An 18,122-nucleotide genomic window follows, 5' to 3' on the forward strand; every position below is an offset into this window, starting at 1 on the left:
TCTCCGCTTTTTGTGAAAATTATAAAAAAATATCTGAGCCGTTGACCGGGATTGAACCGGTGACCTTCTCCTTACCATGGAGATGCTCTACCAGCTGAGCTACAACGGCTAATTAATCTATGAATATATAAAGACTTTTCAAAAAGAAAATCCTTTAATCTTAACTTTTCAGAAAACATCTTAAAGAATGTCTATTCTTTCTTTAAAACTAGCCAATTTCTGATTCTCAGGGTTGGCACTTTCAAGTTGCGACAAAGCTTGCTGAGCACTGATTTTATCTTTCTTTAGTATACTGACCTCAATCAACCTGTCAAGATAACGTGGGCTATTTTGCTCAATTTTTAGAGCCTTCTTTAATTGAACTATAGATTTGGTAAATTCACCTAATTCTTCAAAAACTTGGGCTAATAAAAAATAAGCTTGAGCAACATCTATATCTTTGTTTATAGAATCAGTAATGACTTCACCTTCAGGAATTACTTTTTTATTAAGTCGCAAAGCATGCTCGAGAGTTTGCTTGGCTTCATTTAAATTTTGATTTTTTAAATACACTTCACCAAGATCTTTGAAAGCTCGGAAGTTTTTTGGATCAAGTCCAATAATTTCAATATATTTTTTTTCAGCAGCATCAAGTCTTCCATCTCGAACTAACTCTTCGGCTTCAAATAATAAGACTTCTATTCGTTTAGAAATTTCCTGTCCAAAAGCTGCTTCACGATTAGCTTGAGATTTTTGCCAATTATTTAATTTATCATATAACCAATCAAAACTATTCCTAAGAAACCGTGAGAATGGTTTTAAAAGTCTGGCGAAAAAAATTCCAGCGCGTCCAAAACGACGTCGTAACTGACTGGCAATAATTTGCTGTTTAAGAAGAGCATTTTTTTCACTTTGAATTTCTGCTACATCAATATTAGCCAAAACGCTAAACTTGCGTCCGACAATAACTAAAACACCAATAAATCCAACAATAAATAAGCTCCAGCCTAATAAATAAATCATAATAAAATTAAAAATTTGTAATAATCCAATTCGTCAATGCTATCACACTAATGAAAATAGTAACATAAAAAAATATTACTACTAATAAATTAACTACAATGTAAAACTTTTTTAGTAAAGGTCGAAAAGCAATTTTAAATTTATTTGGTTTGTCTTTTAATTTAATAGTTGTTATAAAATCGGCAATAAAAATAGATAAAATTATTTCTAAAAACCAATTCAATAAAAAAACTGGCCAAGAAAAAATACTATCAAACCAGTAAACTTTTTTTTCATTTTCTTGTGAGATAACTCGGCTCCTTTGGTCAAACTGTTGTTCCTCAAAACCTAGAAAACTTATCGGAGTAGTAAATAATTTCTTTACTCCTTGTAAAAAAGTCATATCTTTAAAGAACTGGATTGGTAATTTCCGGTGTCTGCCCATCATAGACAACACCAGCAATTGCATTAGCTAAAGCAACGGCTTCAGCTAAAGGTCGTTGATGAATATTACGACCAACAGCAGCGCCTGCAATACCTGCACCATTCACTTCTTCATGAATCAGACGTAATAATTGCCCAGCCGACATAGTATCACCACCGGCAAATAATAGTCTAGAGCCTTCACCGGCTGCGGTAATTTCTTGCAGGCCATTATAATCCTCAGAAAGTGGACGATTAATTTTTATAAAGTCTGCACCAAGAGCTGAGCCAATATTCACTGCTCCTGCAATCGTATGTGCCGAAAACTTATCAGCCACTGACTTACCTCGAGGATACATCCAAAGAATAACTACTAAACCAGCCTTATGAGCATCAAAAACAATCTGAGCGGCTTCTCGTAGCATAGCACTTTCATAACTGCTACCAACATAAACTGTATAACCAACGGCAGGAATATTTAGCTTGGTTTGACGAGCAAATTCTACAACTTGTCTAACATCATACCATGCAGCACTAAAAGGATCATGAAGTTCTTCGGTAACAAGATTAGACTTACTATTTAATTTAACAGCATAAGGTATATGCGGATATTTTCGTCCAAATTTTGCAATATAGCCCAACTGAGTCGCAAAAACACCAATTCGCGAGGAGGAAGCAATTTTGAATAAATGTTCAGGTGTAGCATCATCAGATGAAATATCAGGACCAAAAAAATCATCATTTAAGTGTTCAACCCGTTGATCACCGGCAAATAAAAACAAACGACCAGAATTTTTTGTGATCAAATTAAAATTTTTCAAATACGTTGAGCACTTATCATTAGGAACATCAAGTGGAGGTTGGATAATTATTTTTGAACTCATGTACTTCATATACTTTATAAACTTTAGATCCTCGTCTTCGCGGGGACATGCTTTATAACACTCTTAGTCTATCACGGTTGAAACTATCTGGTAAAATTCACGGGCCTTTAAACTCGCACCACCAACTAATAAACCATCAACTGAAGGTTGATTGATAATTTCTTCGGCAGTTTCAGCATCTACACTGCCACCATAAATCGTGGCACACAAATCATCTGCATGTTGACCAAATTTTTTTCGTAACATTACTTTGATAACATTTAAAGTATACTCAATATCCTCTGCTTCAGGCATCTCACCACTACCAATCGCCCAAATTGGTTCATAGGCAACTATTAAATTTTTACCAATACCTAAGCTAACACCTGCCAAAGCTTCACTAAGTTGCATTTCCAGAACAGATTCTCTAGCATCGGCTTGATAATCCTCTTCACTTTCTCCAATACAAAGAATTGGACATAATGGGTGAGTTGCTAAAACGGTTCTAATCTTTCGATTAATCATCCAATCTTCTTCGCCAAGATGTTGTCGTCGTTCACTATGACCAATAATTACATAACCTGCTTTTAAAGCTACTAAATCAAGTGCTGATACTTCTCCGGTAAAGGCTCCCGACTTTTCCCAAAAGACATCTTGTGCACCAACCGCCAGTGGACTATCATCTAACATTTTTCCAACAAAGGGTAAACTTGTGAAAGAAGGACAAACCACAACTTCAGCTGGAGTTTTTTTAAAATATTTTAGATAATCCTTAGTTAATGCAATACTTTGCTCAACATTAAGGTTCATCTTCCAGTTAGCAATAATAAACTTCATACTCGGTTAGTTTACCATGAATAGCCATTATATGCCCATTTGACTAATTTTTGAGTTTCAATAAAGCGATCATCAGCTTCCGGAGCCCCTAAAACAACAGAAACTATGGCCTGACCGTTATGTTCAAACCAACCAACAAAACAATAGCCAGCTTCTGGTAGATGACCAGTTTTTCCTGCCAGTAGCTTTGGAGAGTTTGAGGAAGGAATTCCTAATAAGTCATTAGTAGAATAAACAATTACTTTTTTTTCAGCCTTAGTTTGAAATTCATATCTAGAATATTGCAGAGCTTGTCTAATTTCTGGCTTTTCAAAAGCAGTTAAAGCTAAGCGTGTAATGTCTCTAACGGTTGATTGATTATTACTATCTAATCCGGTGGGTTCAACAAAAACTGTTGATCCGAGACGAAGAGTTTCGCCCTTTTGATTCATCTCTTTGACAAACTCTTCTTCTGATAAACCTGTACTTCTGACCAGAGCCGTAATTGCAGTATTATCAGAAGCTACTAGTGCAGTTTTAAATAGATCTTCTACTGACAATGTATCACCTAAAAATAAATAAGCTTTACTACCAAGACGATTGTCATCAGCAGTAATTTCAACTATTTTTTCCCAACCAGGATTATGATCAAGAAAAACTAAAACCGTCATTAATTTTGTGATACTGGCAATTGGTCGAACAGTTGTACTATTTTTTGACCAAAGGGTAAAACGAGAACGAGCTTCATAAACACCAGCAGCTAGAGCTTTAATTTCTGGATCATTAATTTCACTTCGTATTGGCTTGGCACGAGTATTTAGTTTATTATCAGAAAAATCTTTTGGTATAAGATTAGAAAACAAGACATCATTCAAAGTGTCATCCGCCGAAACTGATTGCAAAAAAGTTGGTTGCCAAGAACCAAAAATCAAGAGCACTGCGATGGCAATAATGACAGGATACATAGATTAAGATTGAATTTCTTCAGAGAGAACTCTTTCCAAACTATCATGCTTGCGAAGTCGATCGTAGTCTGGTAAAGAACTAACTTCACTAATTCCCAAAAAACGAACAAAATCAACGGTTACAGAATAGTACGTATCATCTTTTTGTTTATCAAATGTGGCTTCTATTAAACCATGCATTAATAAATTACGAAGAATCAGGGCACAATTAACACCACGAATACGATCCAAGTCTAATTTTGAGATTGGCCCACGATAAGCAATAATTGTTAAAGCCTCAAGGCTTGGACGAGATAACTCCCCCATTGTTTCGTCCTTAATAAACTCTTTGACTAAATCTGCTTGCTCAGGAGCGGTCACCAATTGATAAGTTGTGCCTTGATTAACAAGTCGAACACCTCGTTTTTGCTGCTCAAGGTCAATTAGTAATTCATGTAAGGCGGAAACGATTGTTTCTGATTTTGCTTTTGTTAAAGCTACTAAATCTTTAACATGTAACGGTTTAGCAGCTACAAATAACAGAGCTTCAAGATTGGCTTTAAGTATACTCATAGATTAATTTATTTTTACAATATCAATCTCGGAAAACAACTCACCTTGTTCTGCAGTAATATTTCGTTGCTTCATTAATTCAAGCATAGCTAAAAAACTAACTACGATCTCAACTTTTGAAGCAGCACTGGAAAATAACTGACTAAAGCGAGTTTTAATAGCCAGGCGAATTGTCTTAGTAATAAAAGCAATTTTTTCTTCAATACTTACTGCTGATTGAATAGTCTGTTCAGGCAACGGTGCTGACTCTGGTCTAAGGTTTTCAATAACACCTAAAAATATTGTTTTCATTTCCTTTGGTGTTAGTTTTGCTGGCGGAGCAAATAAATGTAGGTTGTTGACTATAGCCTTGCGGTTGAATTCTCGAACAAACATAAACTTTTTTCCAGCAACCATTGTTTCAATTTTTTTTGTTGCTTCCAAAAACTCTTTATACATACGTAGTTGCTCCTCAAGATCTTCAATCGCCTCTTCTTCTTCTGGGAGAAGATAGGGTAATAAGGCCTTTGACTTAATTAAAAGAAGTCTTGATGCCACGACTAAAAAATCAGCCATGGCTTCTGGATCAAGGTAGGTTAGACTTTTTAAATGGGCAACATATTGATCAGCTACTTTTGCTAAACTAACTTGAGTAATATCAAGCTCGGCTTTATCAATAAGTTTAACTAGTAAAGCTAAAGGACCTTCAAATTGTTCTAACTTTATTTGAATCATTTTTTATGATAACTACGGTTGCATTATAAATGGCACTTCTTTCATTCCTGGATTGATATTATCTAAAACTTTTTGACTTAAACAATGATAACCTGAACCATGTGGCCAACGATCAGTGTAAGCATAATCTTGAGTATCACCCGGAATGGTATTATCTGTTTCAAACGTAGCACAAAGTTGATATTCTTTATCGCCAACTTTCTTATATTCATAATTTACTCCAGTATTTGGATCTTTTAAGGCAGCTGCATTAATATATGGTATTTGTCCCTTGAGTTCATCAAGATTTTCAGGCAAAACTTTTTTCTCGGAATAATAATTTGTAATTGTGCTATCAATCTGAGTAAAATTATTTAAAACTTCATAATCATGACGGCGGGCTCGAGCTTGCGATGGTGATTCAACAACAAAGAAAGCAGCAACCAATGATCCAATTGTAATAACAAGTGAGACAACCAAATACGTCTTCATGATTGAACTAGTTTTAGTTGTTTGATCGCGACGAATGTCATATAAATAATAGCTAAATACTAATCCAGAAATAACCATTACAGTTAGAGTTTTTAACAAGAATTTTGATGTCAGCTCACCACCCAAGAAGCTATTTATAGTTGCAATCAACCAAACGAGGATTACTACTGAAGAGACGAATAAAATAAAATAAGTTAACCAGCGACGAACCGCAGAATCTTTGTCTAGCTCTTTTTTTTGTAAACTTTTTTCAATCTGCCTCGTAATTATAAAATAGAGAGGAATTGAAATAATTAATGAAGAAATTGCAAATTTTAAAATTCCAGACTCAAAACTTTGGGCATACCCATTGCTAAAATCAGCAATAAATTTATTGATAATCTGAAAGATTACCTGCCCGGTTGATAGCGCCATAAAAATAAGCGCCACTAGTGAGAGCATATACCAGAAAGCAAATTTTGCATTATTAGTATTAGACATATATTTTATTAAAAGTAACTAAGATTTTATTTGAGACAATCCCAATTCTCGTAATTGTTCAGGATTAACTTCGCTTGGACTATTCATTAAGACATCTCGACCTTGACCGTCTTTTGGAAAAGCATATAAATCACGAATTGAATCCCAGTCATTCAACACCATCAGTAAGCGATCAACTCCTGGAGCATTGCCGGCGTGTGGTGGGACACCATACCGAAAGGCTTTAATCATAGCTCCAAATCGTCGCTCAACTTCCTCCGCTTCATAACCAGCTTTGATAAATACTTTTTTAAGTAATTCTGGATCATGATTACGAACCCCTCCACTGGAAATTTCATAGCCATTTAAGACTAAATCATATTGATAGGCCAAAATGTCTAACGGATGTTTTGTATCAATGGCTTCATGTCCACCTTGAGGCATTGAAAAAGGGTTATGACCAAAGTCAATTGCTCCTGGTTTTATTTCAGAGTGATCATACATTGGAAAATCAACAATCCAACACCATGCAGCCGAACTCTTATCAATCAAATTTAATTGCGTGGCACAGAATGATCGAACAAGTCCAAAAGCCTCACAGACATTTCGCCATTGTCCAGAAATCATTATGACCTGATCTCCTGGCTTGGCTAAAACCTTCTCGGCAATTGAATCCAGAGTAGTTTGATCTAAGAATTTAGAAAGTGAGCTTTTTACCTCGCCATTTTCTTCAACCAAGAGAGTGGCAAAAGCTTGAATTGATTTTTTTCCAGCCAATTCTTTTATCTCATCTATAATTTTTCTGGTAAACGTTGCACCGCCTGGTATTCGGAGAGCATGAACGACTCCTTGATGCTGTAAGGCCTCATCAAAACCAGCAAAGCCTTTGTTTTCAACTACACTAGAAATTGATTGAATAGAAAGATCATAGCGCAAATCAGGTTTGTCACTTCCATACATTTCCATTGATTCTTTCCAGGCCAAACGACGAAAACTACCATTGGCTTCTAGATTAATAATTTTTTTTGAACTAAATTTTTCTGTAATTTGCTGCATGACTGGCTCCATAATCTCAAAAATATCATCTTGTGTGGCAAAGCTCATCTCCATATCAAGTTGATAGAATTCACCATAATGACGATCATGACGAGTATCTTCATCTCGAAAACATGGGGCAATCTGAAAATAGCGGTCAACACCACCAACCATTAATAATTGTTTAAACTGTTGTGGAGCTTGAGGCAAAGCATAAAAACTTCCTGGATAAAAACGCGAAGGAATTAAAAAGTCGCGTGCACCCTCTGGAGAAGAATTGGCCAAAATTGGAGTTTGAACTTCAACAAAGTTATGCGATTGAAAGTAGGATCGAAGATATTGAAAAAGATCATCCTTGGCTTTTAACATTGCTTGTAGTTTTGGACGACGTAAATCTAGAAAACGATATTCTAATCGTAATGACTCTTTGACAGTAGCCATTGTTTCCTCGTTATTAATTTCAAAAGGCAAAACTTCAGCCGTACTTAAAACAATCAATTCAGCAGCCTCAATTTCAATTTCTCCTGTTGGAAGTGAGCTATTAATCATAGACTCTGGTCTCACAACTACATGTCCATTAATTTGCACAACTGATTCTTGTCGTAAATCTGAGGCTGCCTGACAAAGCGTAGCATTTTTTTCACCATTAAAAGTAACCTGCGTTATACCGTAGCGATCACGAATATCAATAAAAATAACACCACCAAAATCACGGCGACTATGTACCCAACCGGCTAAGGTGATATTTTGATTACTATCTTCACGGCGTAATTCGCCGCAGGTATGTGTTCGTATCATGTAATTTCTTCAATTAATATTTTAGTTCTTAAATTTAAAAATTCAGTAGTCCCTTCCAGATCAAGTCGTTTAGATGGTAGTAATGCAGCTGACAAAGGCTGACGGACTAGTGATGCCAGAAATGATAAATTAGAAAATTTAAATTTCTGACCTTGCCCAAGCGACTCTGAACAATTTTTACAAAAGAGTGAGTGATCCGAAAATGAAAAAACTACTTCTTCATCATTGAATTGTTTTTGACATCCTCGGCAAACTTCAATATTTAATCCATAGCCCAAGATATCAATCACTTTATACATAAACAGCTCACTCAACCAATTATACCAAACTGGGTCAGCCACTTGATTGTTAAGTAATCCTAGAAATGAAGCCATTATGTCAAAAATTTTTTCATCGGCAACCTGTTCTTTTAATAAACGGTTGAGATAATAAAAAGCTTGACCAGCTGCTTGTAACTTATCAAAATTATTTTTGATATTTGGAAAACAATCTCGACTAACCGAACCACCAACATACGCCATTCGTCCTGAGATAACCATAATGTCAACCAGGTTAAACGGTTCAAGGTGAGAGGCTAATTTGGAGTTGGGACGCAATGCCCCACGTACTAAAAGGTCTATTTTCCCACGCTCTCTCGTATAAACTGAAATGCGACTGTCGTAACCACGATATGCTTGACGACGCAAAACAATTGCCCGCTCACAGTATGTTTCTGGCATACCTATATTATAGACTATCGAAATAGCTTTGCAAAATGATCATGGCCGCCACAGCATCACGTTCTCCATCTCGACCAGTTCTACCCATTAACTTATCAGCAGCCTGGCTTGTAAAACGCTCATCTATAGATGTCACAGAAAGCCCGCTTTGAGCCTCCAGAGCCTCCAGAAAGCCCTTAAAATGGCTATCCAGGGCTTTATCCTGTCCTTCGCTATGTAGAGGCAAACCAATCACCAAATGCTCAATTTTCTCTTTTTTTACTATATCCAGAAGGGCATCCAAAGACTCCACCGACCCCAAGGGCGAGGCTATTTTAGTTTCAGCATTACCTAACGCCAAACCGATTCTTTTTGTCCCCCAGTCAATTCCTAAACATTGTTGGTTCATAAGTTTCTTTATTCGTCATCCTGCCGAAAGGCAGGACCTAGCTAAGTTGGTATATTTGTATTCTATGAATACTCTTTAATAATATCATCATACAAATCCCTCCAGGTAGGATTCACTTCTTCAATTAATTTTAATTTCCAAATTCTTTTCCAGTTTTTCAGTTTGTGCTCTCGTGCAATTGCCATCTTAATACTTCCTAATATCTCATAATAAACCAAGATTGTCACATTATACTTTGATGTAAAGCTATATGGGTAATAATGAGTTTTATGTTGATCAATACGTTTTAATATATTATCAGTTACTCCGATATAGATTGTACCATTTCTTTGACTAGCCAATATATAAACATAACATAAGCCCTCCTGCATATGTTTGAATAATTAATTATTAAATTAGCTTAGCGTCATCCTGGCGAAAGCCAGGACCTAGCTAAGACTTTAATAGTCTAGACTGGGTCCCTGCCTACGCAGGGATGACGAGAAAATTTTCTGACATTTCAATTATAGCTTAAAGCGTGTCAAAACTTCACTGCCCTCTTCTGTTACTAAAACTGTGTGCTCAAAATGAGCAGCTAAACTTTTATCAGCTGTAATAAAAGTGAAGCCATCATCAGCCGTAGCAATTTGCCAACTGCCCAAAGTCGCCATTGGCTCAATCGCAATCACCATCCCAGCTTTTAATTCCATATCTGTGAATTCATTCTTTTTGAAACTATAGTTTGGAACCTGTGGCGGTTCGTGAACATCTAGACCAACCCCATGACCAACTAAATCACGGATTACACCAAGTTTATATTTTTTTAAAACAGTCTCAATTGTCTTACCAAGTTGATTTAAAGTTACACCTGGTTTTACAAAATCAATTCCCGCCTCTAGAGATTCTTTTGTGCCAGCCAATAACATTCTTGCCTCAATAGAAATATTGCCAACAGCCACAGTTGTCGCCATGTCTGTATAATAACCTTTTTTTCCTTTTACAAAAGGATACTCCATGCCAATATCCAAAGTGACAATTTGACCTTCCTCAAGTTTTCGAGAAGGAACAGCCGGACCGTGAACAATCTCTTCATTAACAGAAATACAAAGTGCGGAAGGAAATGGCTTTGAATGTTTATCAGGCTTATAACCTTTAAAAGCCGGACGCCCACCAGCTGTGTCTATTAATTCGAGAGCCCTATCTTCTAAAACTTTAGTTTCAATTCCTGGAGAAACTAAAGCAGACACATCTTCTAAGATCTGACCAAGAATATGCCCGCCTTCACGGATCATATTAATTTCTTCGGTTGTTTTAATTAATCTACTCATCACAATCATTATTTACTTGTTTTCTTTTTTAGAACCCCAAAACTCTTTAACTGTTTTTTTAACTCTTGGTTAATTGTTGCGATTGAACGCTCTCCATCAACAATAATAATTGAACCTCGTCCACTGGCTTTTTCAAGTAGTGGCTTAATTGAGCTATGATATTCTTTAAGCCTCGTTCTAATCACTCCTGGTTTGTCATCAGCCCGCTGTCGAAGTGTATTGCCACATAAATCACATTTCCCAGCGTTTTTTGGAGGGTTATACATTATATGGTAAGAAGCCCCGCAATCGCAAATCCGACGCCCTGACAATCTGGTAACCACTTCACGATCGGGTACTTGAAATTCAATAAAATAAAGGCGATCATCACCTTTGATTAGTTTTAATAAATTACGAAATTGATATTCATTACGAGGATAGCCATCAATCATAAAACCTTTTTTTGTATCTGGCTTTGATAACCGAAGTTTTAATAAATGGTCAACCAAAGTTGCCGAAACCATTTTCCCACTACTCATTAATCCCCTCACTTTTCGGCCAAGTGAACTTCCAACTTTTTGTTCATGACGAAGTAGCTCACCAGTGGAAATGGCTGGTAAGTCTGTGAGCTCGGAAAGCATATCTGATTGAGTCCCTTTACCTGATCCAGGAGGGCCGATAAAGACTAAAATTGTGCGTGGCATGATGTTAATAGTGAATAATTAGATGATTATAGTATAACATATATGACTAAATTTCAATGCAAAATCAAAATAATAAAACAAAAAACCCCTCATTAATTAAACAAGGGGCTTTTGTATAAATACGTAACAAGTCTAATCCATTGTATATTCGCGCATTGAGAGCTGAGCTTCAAGCTGTTTAACACTTTCAATAACTACCGATACCACAATCAATAAACTAGTACCACCAATAGCCAAGGATTGAATACCTGAGAAATACTGCATGACTAAAGGCAAAATAGCAATAATACCTAAGAATAAAGCACCAGCAAAAATAATTTTATGCGTAGTATTGGCAAGATATTCTGAGGTATGGCGACCTGGTCGAATACCAGGGATAAAACCACCTTGCTTTTGTAAATTTTCAGCAATCTGATCTGGCTTGAAGACGATTTCAGTATAAAAATAAGTAAAGGCAACTACTAAGACAAAGTAACTAATACCATAGACTAATTGATTTTGGAAAACTGAAATCACCCATTGAGCAGCTTCAGCAATTCGAGTGCTTCGAGCATTTACAAAGAATTGAGCTGTCATTGAGGGGAATAGTAGAACTGATATGGCAAAGATAATTGGAATTACACCAGCCATGTTAACTCGTAATGGCAGATGAGTTGTTGAACCACCAAAAGCACGATTACCGCGCATTTGTCTGGCGTATTGAATTGGAACATTACGTTGACCTTCATTTATAACTACCACACCCACAACAGTAATGATGACGATTACGAGCATGCCAATTAACGTGAAAAGCTGTGAAGGATCATAGTTTACAAATACTTGTTGTAAAGCGGTTGGTAAACCCGAGATAATACCGGCAAAAATTAATAGAGAAATACCATTTCCAATCTTTTTTTCGCTGATTAATTCTCCAAGCCACATTAAGAAAATAGTACCAGCCGTAACTGTTAACATGATACTTACTAAATCAAAAACCGGTAATTCGGGTAGAATTACTGTTCCAGAATTTCTGAGTAAGGAGATCATAGCGTAGGACTGAATAAGAGCAAAGGGAACAGTTGCCCAACGAGTCCACATATTAATTTTTTGTCTTCCAGCTTCTTCCTTGTTCATTTCTTCAAGTTTTGGAATCAACATGGCTAAGAGCTGAAAAATAATTGACGAAGTAATATATGGACCAACGCCCATCATAACAATAGAAAAATTTTCCATTCCACCTCCAGAAAAAAGATTTAATAAACCTAAAATTTCATTTGAGGAAAAAAACTGACGAAGAGCCGCTGGATCAACACCAGGAACAGGAATATGCGCCGCAAGTCTAAAAATTGCTAGCATTGCTAACACAAAGATTATACTTTTTCTGATATCTTTATCTCTCCAAATTTTGGCTATTTTTTCCATAGAAATTAGGAAATTATGCCACCATTTTTTTCAATCTGTTCACGGGCACCAGCTGAAAAAAGCAGGCCACTTAGTTTAAGATTTTTTATAGTCAAAGTTCCTTGAGCTAAAACTTTAATTCGTCCCTTAACAGTTGATACTAGATTTGATCGTAATAAAACTTGAGCATTAATTACTGCTCCATCTTTGAAATGACGATTAAGTTGAGATAAGGTAATTGGCTGAGCTTTTGATTGATATGAAGTAAAGCCTCGTTTTTTTGGAATACTTAACATCTGTTTTTTCATACCCAAACGCTTTAAACCACTAACACCCGAACGTGATTTTTGGCCTTTTAAACCTCGAGTACTATATGTACCATGCCCAGACGCATTACCACGCCCCACACGCTTGCGAGTTTTATTGCTTTTAATTGTTTTAAGATTTGAGAGTGAAAGTGACATATGCAATAGTTAAAAGTGGAAAGTTATAAGGTTTATAATATTGTAAAACAAGAATGTATAATCTATTTAGTTTCTACTGGTTCTGCTTTAACTACTTCTTCTTTATTCTTATCAGTAACTGGTTGCTTTTTTGGAGTTCGTAATGATTTCAAGGCTTCAATAACACATTTGGCATTATTAACCTTATTATTAGTTCCTAGAATTTTACTAGTTACATTGTTGACTCCCGTTAATTCCAAAATAGTACGAACAATACCTCCTCCTATAATACCACGTCCAACGGCTGCTGGCTTTAGTAAGACATGAGCAGCCCCAAACCATTGATCAACGGAGTGAGGAATAGTTTGATTTACCATTGGCACAGTTACCATATCTTTTTTTGCTTGATTTACAGCCTTTGCTACAGCTAAGGTAACGTCTGCACCCTTTGCTAGACCAATGGCTACTTTACCTTTCTTATCACCAATAGCTACACAGGCACGAAAACGCATACGCTTTCCTCCGGCCATAACACGGGTTACTCGAGCGATATCAACAATTCTTTGTTCAAATTCATCAGCTGGTTTTTCTTCATGACGACCACCGCCACGACGTGGACCACGACCAGCTCCACCCCCACCGCCTCGACGTGATCGATTATCACGACCAGCGCCACGAGAAGAAGTCTGACCTTGATCAGAATTTGCTTGACTGCTTGTTGTTATTTCTTGTTCATTCATACGTTTCAAAATTAAAATTGCAGCCCGCCTTCACGAGCACCATCAGCGGCCGCCTTAATACGACCAGTATATCTATTTCCTCCACGATCAAAGACCACACTTGAAATTTTCTTAGCAATTGCTTTTTCAGCCAGTAATTTTCCAAGAGCAGCTGCTGCCTCAACTTTTTTCACAGTACCTTTAAGTTCTCGAGTATGAGCACTGACAATTGTCACACCTGTTTCATCATTAATTAATTGAAGATATAAACTTGTGTTTGACTTTGAAACATTTAATCGTGGACGAGCTGAAGTTCCAGAAATCTGTTTACGAATTCTTCGTTGTCGTCGAACTTTTGTAATTTTAGCTTGTTGTTTATTCATATATATATCTTATGCGCTCTTGGCAGCAGTTTTACCAGCTTTGCGACGAACCTGTTCGCCAACATAACGGATTCCTTTTCCTTTATATGGTTCTGGTTTTTTTAAACGTCGAATCTGAGCAGCTGTTTCACCAACAAGTTGTTTATCAATGCTTGTCAAAGTTATAATATTACCTTCAATGGCTGCCACAACTCCCGTTGGCATTTCAAAATTAACAGGGTGTGAAAAACCTAAACTTAAATTAATGGCTTTTCCGCCTCCAGCAACTTTATATCCAACTCCCTGAATTTCTAATTTTTTTTCATAACCTTGGCTAACACCAATAACCATATTCTTTATTAGACTATAAAACAATCCCCACATTGCACGTTCTTTTTTATTATCTGGATTCGCCACTGAGACTTTAATATCTTCAGGCGTTAAGGAAACAGTAACTTGATTATGGACAGCCTGATGTAGCTCGCCTTTAGACGACTTAATCGTTAATATATTGTTAGCCAAAACAGCAGTAGTGCCGGATGGTAATTCAATTGGTAGTTTTCCTAGACGTGACATACTGGTATAATTAGTAAATTTCGCAAATAACTTCCCCGCCCAAATTTCGCTTTCTGGCTTCGCGGTTAGTCATTAAGCCTTGTGAAGTTGAAAGAATTGCAATTCCTAGATTGTTTAACACTCGAGGTAATTCATCTTTGCCAACATAGACACGTCGGCTTGATTTACTAATACGAGTAAGAGAAGCAATTTTTGGTTTGCCATCAGGCTTATATTTCAAAACTATTTTAAGTTCATCAAAACCATCCTTGCCTTCATGAGGAATAACTTCAGCTTTAGTTACCCAACCATTTTCTTCAAGTAACTTGGCAATATTAAATTTAAGCTTGCTCATTGGCAAAACAATCTCCGCCTTTTGAACAGCGGCAGCGTTTCTGATTCTTGAGAGCATGTCTGCTATTGGATCCATCATATAATTATATTGCTTACCAGCTGGACTTAGTAACTCCAGGCATATCAGTATTATTAGCTAATTCTCGAAAACAAATACGGCACAAATCAAAGTCACGCATATAGCCATGGTTTCTACCACAACGCCAACAACGTCGGACTTTTCGGGAGCTAAATTTTGGTGCTCGTTTTGCTTTTGCGATTAATGCTTTTCTTGCCATATTGATAGCCTAATTATCTTTCTTAAAAGGAAATCCCAATAATTGGAATAATTCCAAACCTTCTTTTGCATTTTTTGCGGTTGTTGTGATATTAACTTCTAGACCATGGATATTATCAACTTCATCAGCTTTAATTTCTGGAAAAGCAATATGCTCCTTAAAACCAATTGATAGATTTCCAGTTTTATCCATTTTCTTTGGATCAACACCTCGAAAGTCTCTAACCCGAGGAAACGTAACTTTAATCAGTTTTTCTAAAAAGTCATACATTCTTTGACCACGTAAAGTGACAGCTACACCAATAGTTGTACCTTCACGAAGTTTAAATGCTGAAATTGATTTTTTAGCTTTTGCCATAATTGGCTTTTGACCAGTAATACGGGCAATGTTATGAGCAACTGCTTCCAGTTGACCTTTATCTTTAGTTAGACGCCCAACTCCGACATTCAAAGAAATTTTTGTAATTCTTGGAATGGCTAAGTCGTTTGCATAACCAAACTTTTCTTTCAAAGCTGGTTTTACTATTTTTTGGTATTGTTCTTTAAGTTTCATATTAGTCAATTGCTACTTTACATTTAGTGCAGACACGAACTTTTGTGCCCTTTTTACCACCTTCACCTTTAATCAATAAATGGCTAATACGAGTCGGTTTGTTACACTTTGGACAAACTAACATTATATTAGAAAGGTTTAAAGGAGCTGCAAATTCAACTCGTTGACCCTTTTCACCATTTTTTCGTGGTCGTAAATGTTTAATCAGTAAATTAATGCCTTCAACGCTAGCGCGCCCAGTCTCAGTAAAGATCTGAATAACCTTTCCTGTTTTGCCTTTATCCTTGCCGGCAATTATTTTTACTTGATCATTTTTCTTAATATTCATATATATATCTAAACTTACAAAACTTCAGGGGCTAAGGAAGCAATTTTTACATAACCGGCCTTTCGGACTTCACGTGGAATTGGACCAAAAATACGACTACCCCGTGGTTCACCATTTTTTTTATCAATGATAACACAAGCATTTTCATCAAAACGGATATAACTTCCATCAGCTCGGCGGATTTCTTTTTTAAGTCTAACTACAACAGCCAATAAAACGTCACTCTTTTTTACCATGGCGTGCGGGACAGCTTGTTTAACTGTTACAATAATACGTTCACCAATATGGGCGTAACGCTTTCGATAACCGCCAAGAACACGAATACACTGAACGCTTTTGGCGCCTGTATTATCGGCTACTTTTAACATTGTTTGAACTTGAATCATACAATTTAGTTATACAAAACGCGCCAGCGCTTATCTTTACTTAATGGGCGACATTCTACAAAAGTAACTTTGTCCCCTTCATGAAACTGATTTTTTTCATCATGAACCTTATATCGACTTGTAGAAATATATCGCTTTTTATACTTTGGGTGGATTTTAGTAGATTCAACAGCAACCACAATTGTTTTGTTCATTTTATCACTTGTAACCATACCCTTAAAAGTTCGATGAGCAGTCGGTGTTGTATTCATAGATTTTATTGTAGTTTCTTTCGTAGATTTCATATAATTATTGCTTGTTGATCAAAGTTAAAATCTGAGATACCAGCAAACGTTCACGTCTGATTGAACGAACATGTTTCAATTGCTTATTGGCATCTTTAAAACGTAGTTCGCGAATCTTTTCACGACTAGCTGCCAACATTTTATGCAGTTCTGGCTTTGATTTTTCTTGTAATTCCTTGAATTCCATATAATTAATGCTTTTTTACAAAATTACATTTAACAGGCAACTTATGTGCAGCTAATGTCATTGCCTCTCTAGCCTGAGTTTCCGTAACACCTTCAATTTCAAATAAAATCATACCAGGTTTAACAATAGCAACATAATGATCAACTGGACCTTTTCCTTTACCCATAGGCATTTCTCCACCTTTTGCCGTTACTGACTTATCAGGAAATATTCTAATCCATAGTTTACCAGTTCGTTGAACATATCTTGTGATAACTCTTCGAGCTGCTTCAATTTGGCGACTTGTTACCCAGCAGCCTTCTAGACTTTTTAGTCCATAGCTACCAAAGCCAAGATGAATCCGACGAGTTGCTTTGCCACCTCGTGTCATTTTATGGGTTTTTCTAAATTTGGTTTTCTTTGGTGCTAACATATCAAAATTTATTTCTTAACATTTTCAGTAATAACTTCGCCAGCTTCTTCGTGACGATCAAAAATTTCACCACGATAGATCCAAACTTTAACACCAATCAAACCAAAAGTAGTTTGAGCTGCAGTTCGAGCATAATCAATATCAGCTCGCAAAGTTTGTAGTGGCAATTTTCCTGTAATCAACATTTCTCTTCGGGCAATTTCTGCTCCATTTAAACGTCCAGACAACATAACTTTTACACCAAGTGCTCCTGATCGCTCAACTCGTCCCATTGCCTGTTTCATAACTCGTTTAAAAGGCATACGCTTCTCAATTTCCAAAACCATTCCTTGAGCAACAATTTGAGCGCTTAAATTAGGGCGATCTACCTCATTAATATTTACATTAATTTCACCAGTTTTAAAGTTTTTCAAAAATTTTGTATGTAGCTTCTTCTTTAAATCTTCAATCCCTGCTCCACCACGACCAATAATTAATCCAGGCTTAGCTGTATAAATAGAAATAACAATTTTTTTACCAGAAGGGCGCTCAATCTCTACGCGATCAATACCTGCTTCACGTAAATGCTTAGTAATAAATTTACGTACTAAAACATCTTGACGAAGTTGGTCAATATAATCTCGAGAAGAGGCAAACCACTTGGAGGGCCAAGTTCTGGTTATACCTACGCGCATTACTTTTGGATTGATTTTCTGTCCCATATATATT

Annotated in this window: 28 protein-coding genes and 1 tRNA gene; all 29 read right to left on the reverse strand. The window is 36.4% G+C overall.

Annotated features, from left to right (window positions below; translation table 11 throughout):
- Nucleotides 1-36: 36 nt before the first annotated feature.
- The 29 genes from IPN41_02760 to rpsC all read right to left on the reverse strand — a co-directional run bounded on the left by IPN41_02760 (nucleotide 37) and on the right by rpsC (nucleotide 18,115).
- A tRNA-Thr gene (locus tag IPN41_02760) sits at nucleotides 37-109 on the reverse strand.
- Nucleotides 110-180: 71 nt separating this feature from the next.
- Nucleotides 181-1,002 (reverse strand): tetratricopeptide repeat protein, encoded by an 822-nt coding sequence (locus IPN41_02765; GenBank protein QQS60026.1) that lies wholly within the window; start codon nucleotides 1,000-1,002, stop codon nucleotides 181-183.
- Nucleotides 1,003-1,009: 7 nt separating this feature from the next.
- Entirely contained in the window at nucleotides 1,010-1,384 is a 375-nt protein-coding gene (locus IPN41_02770) for a hypothetical protein (protein QQS60027.1), read from the reverse strand.
- A 4-nt stretch (nucleotides 1,385-1,388) separates the two neighbouring features.
- On the reverse strand, nucleotides 1,389-2,288 hold the full coding sequence (locus IPN41_02775) for an aldolase (GenBank protein QQS60804.1): 900 nt from the start codon (nucleotides 2,286-2,288) through the stop codon (nucleotides 1,389-1,391).
- A 63-nt stretch (nucleotides 2,289-2,351) separates the two neighbouring features.
- Nucleotides 2,352-3,104, reverse strand: coding sequence for a triose-phosphate isomerase (locus IPN41_02780; protein ID QQS60028.1), 753 nt, complete (start codon nucleotides 3,102-3,104; stop codon nucleotides 2,352-2,354).
- 11 nt (nucleotides 3,105-3,115) lie between these two features.
- Nucleotides 3,116-4,048 carry a D-alanyl-D-alanine carboxypeptidase gene (locus IPN41_02785; GenBank protein ID QQS60029.1) on the reverse strand — a complete coding sequence of 311 codons (933 nt, stop codon included), beginning with the start codon at nucleotides 4,046-4,048 and terminating at the stop codon, nucleotides 3,116-3,118.
- 3 nt (nucleotides 4,049-4,051) lie between these two features.
- Nucleotides 4,052-4,600 carry an SMC-Scp complex subunit ScpB gene (gene scpB / locus IPN41_02790; protein QQS60030.1) on the reverse strand — a complete coding sequence of 183 codons (549 nt, stop codon included), beginning with the start codon at nucleotides 4,598-4,600 and terminating at the stop codon, nucleotides 4,052-4,054.
- A 3-nt stretch (nucleotides 4,601-4,603) separates the two neighbouring features.
- Nucleotides 4,604-5,314 (reverse strand): segregation/condensation protein A, encoded by a 711-nt coding sequence (locus IPN41_02795; protein QQS60031.1) that lies wholly within the window; start codon nucleotides 5,312-5,314, stop codon nucleotides 4,604-4,606.
- A gap of 12 nt (nucleotides 5,315-5,326) precedes the next feature.
- A complete protein-coding gene (locus IPN41_02800) occupies nucleotides 5,327-6,265 on the reverse strand; it encodes a hypothetical protein (GenBank protein ID QQS60032.1) in 939 nt (312 codons plus the stop codon).
- 18 nt (nucleotides 6,266-6,283) lie between these two features.
- On the reverse strand, nucleotides 6,284-8,077 hold the full coding sequence (gene aspS, locus IPN41_02805) for an aspartate--tRNA ligase (protein QQS60033.1): 1,794 nt from the start codon (nucleotides 8,075-8,077) through the stop codon (nucleotides 6,284-6,286).
- Nucleotides 8,074-8,796 carry a DNA repair protein RecO gene (recO, locus tag IPN41_02810; protein QQS60034.1) on the reverse strand — a complete coding sequence of 241 codons (723 nt, stop codon included), beginning with the start codon at nucleotides 8,794-8,796 and terminating at the stop codon, nucleotides 8,074-8,076. The genes aspS and recO overlap by 4 nt, the downstream gene beginning before the upstream one ends.
- Nucleotides 8,797-8,803: 7 nt before the next feature.
- Entirely contained in the window at nucleotides 8,804-9,184 is a 381-nt protein-coding gene (gene ruvX / locus IPN41_02815) for a Holliday junction resolvase RuvX (GenBank protein ID QQS60035.1), read from the reverse strand.
- Between the two features lie 62 nt (nucleotides 9,185-9,246).
- On the reverse strand, nucleotides 9,247-9,555 hold the full coding sequence (locus tag IPN41_02820; protein ID QQS60036.1) for a GIY-YIG nuclease family protein: 309 nt from the start codon (nucleotides 9,553-9,555) through the stop codon (nucleotides 9,247-9,249).
- A gap of 132 nt (nucleotides 9,556-9,687) precedes the next feature.
- Nucleotides 9,688-10,491, reverse strand: coding sequence for a type I methionyl aminopeptidase (map, locus tag IPN41_02825; GenBank protein QQS60037.1), 804 nt, complete (start codon nucleotides 10,489-10,491; stop codon nucleotides 9,688-9,690).
- 8 nt (nucleotides 10,492-10,499) lie between these two features.
- Entirely contained in the window at nucleotides 10,500-11,174 is a 675-nt protein-coding gene (locus tag IPN41_02830) for a nucleoside monophosphate kinase (GenBank protein ID QQS60038.1), read from the reverse strand.
- 132 nt (nucleotides 11,175-11,306) lie between these two features.
- Nucleotides 11,307-12,575, reverse strand: a complete 1,269-nt coding sequence (gene secY, locus IPN41_02835) for a preprotein translocase subunit SecY (protein ID QQS60039.1) — start codon at nucleotides 12,573-12,575, stop codon at nucleotides 11,307-11,309.
- 5 nt (nucleotides 12,576-12,580) lie between these two features.
- Nucleotides 12,581-13,018, reverse strand: a complete 438-nt coding sequence (locus IPN41_02840; GenBank protein ID QQS60040.1) for a 50S ribosomal protein L15 — start codon at nucleotides 13,016-13,018, stop codon at nucleotides 12,581-12,583.
- Between the two features lie 62 nt (nucleotides 13,019-13,080).
- Nucleotides 13,081-13,737 (reverse strand): 30S ribosomal protein S5, encoded by a 657-nt coding sequence (gene rpsE, locus IPN41_02845; protein QQS60041.1) that lies wholly within the window; start codon nucleotides 13,735-13,737, stop codon nucleotides 13,081-13,083.
- A gap of 11 nt (nucleotides 13,738-13,748) precedes the next feature.
- Nucleotides 13,749-14,099, reverse strand: coding sequence for a 50S ribosomal protein L18 (locus IPN41_02850; GenBank protein ID QQS60042.1), 351 nt, complete (start codon nucleotides 14,097-14,099; stop codon nucleotides 13,749-13,751).
- A 9-nt stretch (nucleotides 14,100-14,108) separates the two neighbouring features.
- Nucleotides 14,109-14,654 carry a 50S ribosomal protein L6 gene (rplF, locus tag IPN41_02855; GenBank protein QQS60043.1) on the reverse strand — a complete coding sequence of 182 codons (546 nt, stop codon included), beginning with the start codon at nucleotides 14,652-14,654 and terminating at the stop codon, nucleotides 14,109-14,111.
- A gap of 10 nt (nucleotides 14,655-14,664) precedes the next feature.
- Nucleotides 14,665-15,066: a 30S ribosomal protein S8 gene (gene rpsH / locus IPN41_02860; GenBank protein QQS60044.1), complete on the reverse strand. Its 402-nt coding sequence runs from the start codon at nucleotides 15,064-15,066 to the stop codon at nucleotides 14,665-14,667.
- A gap of 13 nt (nucleotides 15,067-15,079) precedes the next feature.
- Nucleotides 15,080-15,265 carry a type Z 30S ribosomal protein S14 gene (locus IPN41_02865; GenBank protein QQS60045.1) on the reverse strand — a complete coding sequence of 62 codons (186 nt, stop codon included), beginning with the start codon at nucleotides 15,263-15,265 and terminating at the stop codon, nucleotides 15,080-15,082.
- Nucleotides 15,266-15,274: 9 nt separating this feature from the next.
- Nucleotides 15,275-15,817 (reverse strand): 50S ribosomal protein L5, encoded by a 543-nt coding sequence (gene rplE, locus IPN41_02870; GenBank protein QQS60046.1) that lies wholly within the window; start codon nucleotides 15,815-15,817, stop codon nucleotides 15,275-15,277.
- Between the two features lies 1 nt (nucleotide 15,818).
- On the reverse strand, nucleotides 15,819-16,145 hold the full coding sequence (locus IPN41_02875; protein ID QQS60047.1) for a 50S ribosomal protein L24: 327 nt from the start codon (nucleotides 16,143-16,145) through the stop codon (nucleotides 15,819-15,821).
- 14 nt (nucleotides 16,146-16,159) lie between these two features.
- Complete coding sequence (gene rplN / locus IPN41_02880) at nucleotides 16,160-16,531, reverse strand: 50S ribosomal protein L14 (GenBank protein QQS60048.1); 372 nt, start codon at nucleotides 16,529-16,531, stop codon at nucleotides 16,160-16,162.
- A 5-nt stretch (nucleotides 16,532-16,536) separates the two neighbouring features.
- Entirely contained in the window at nucleotides 16,537-16,782 is a 246-nt protein-coding gene (gene rpsQ, locus IPN41_02885; protein QQS60805.1) for a 30S ribosomal protein S17, read from the reverse strand.
- A 37-nt stretch (nucleotides 16,783-16,819) separates the two neighbouring features.
- Nucleotides 16,820-17,002 carry a 50S ribosomal protein L29 gene (locus tag IPN41_02890; GenBank protein ID QQS60049.1) on the reverse strand — a complete coding sequence of 61 codons (183 nt, stop codon included), beginning with the start codon at nucleotides 17,000-17,002 and terminating at the stop codon, nucleotides 16,820-16,822.
- Nucleotides 17,003-17,006: 4 nt separating this feature from the next.
- Nucleotides 17,007-17,414: a 50S ribosomal protein L16 gene (rplP, locus tag IPN41_02895; GenBank protein QQS60050.1), complete on the reverse strand. Its 408-nt coding sequence runs from the start codon at nucleotides 17,412-17,414 to the stop codon at nucleotides 17,007-17,009.
- Nucleotides 17,415-17,422: 8 nt separating this feature from the next.
- Complete coding sequence (rpsC, locus tag IPN41_02900) at nucleotides 17,423-18,115, reverse strand: 30S ribosomal protein S3 (protein QQS60051.1); 693 nt, start codon at nucleotides 18,113-18,115, stop codon at nucleotides 17,423-17,425.
- Nucleotides 18,116-18,122 lie beyond the last annotated feature (7 nt).

It is taken from the genome of Candidatus Falkowbacteria bacterium (assembly GCA_016699775.1).
GTDB classification, from domain to species: domain Bacteria; phylum Patescibacteriota; class Patescibacteriia; order Patescibacteriales; family Patescibacteriaceae; genus Patescibacterium; species Patescibacterium danicum.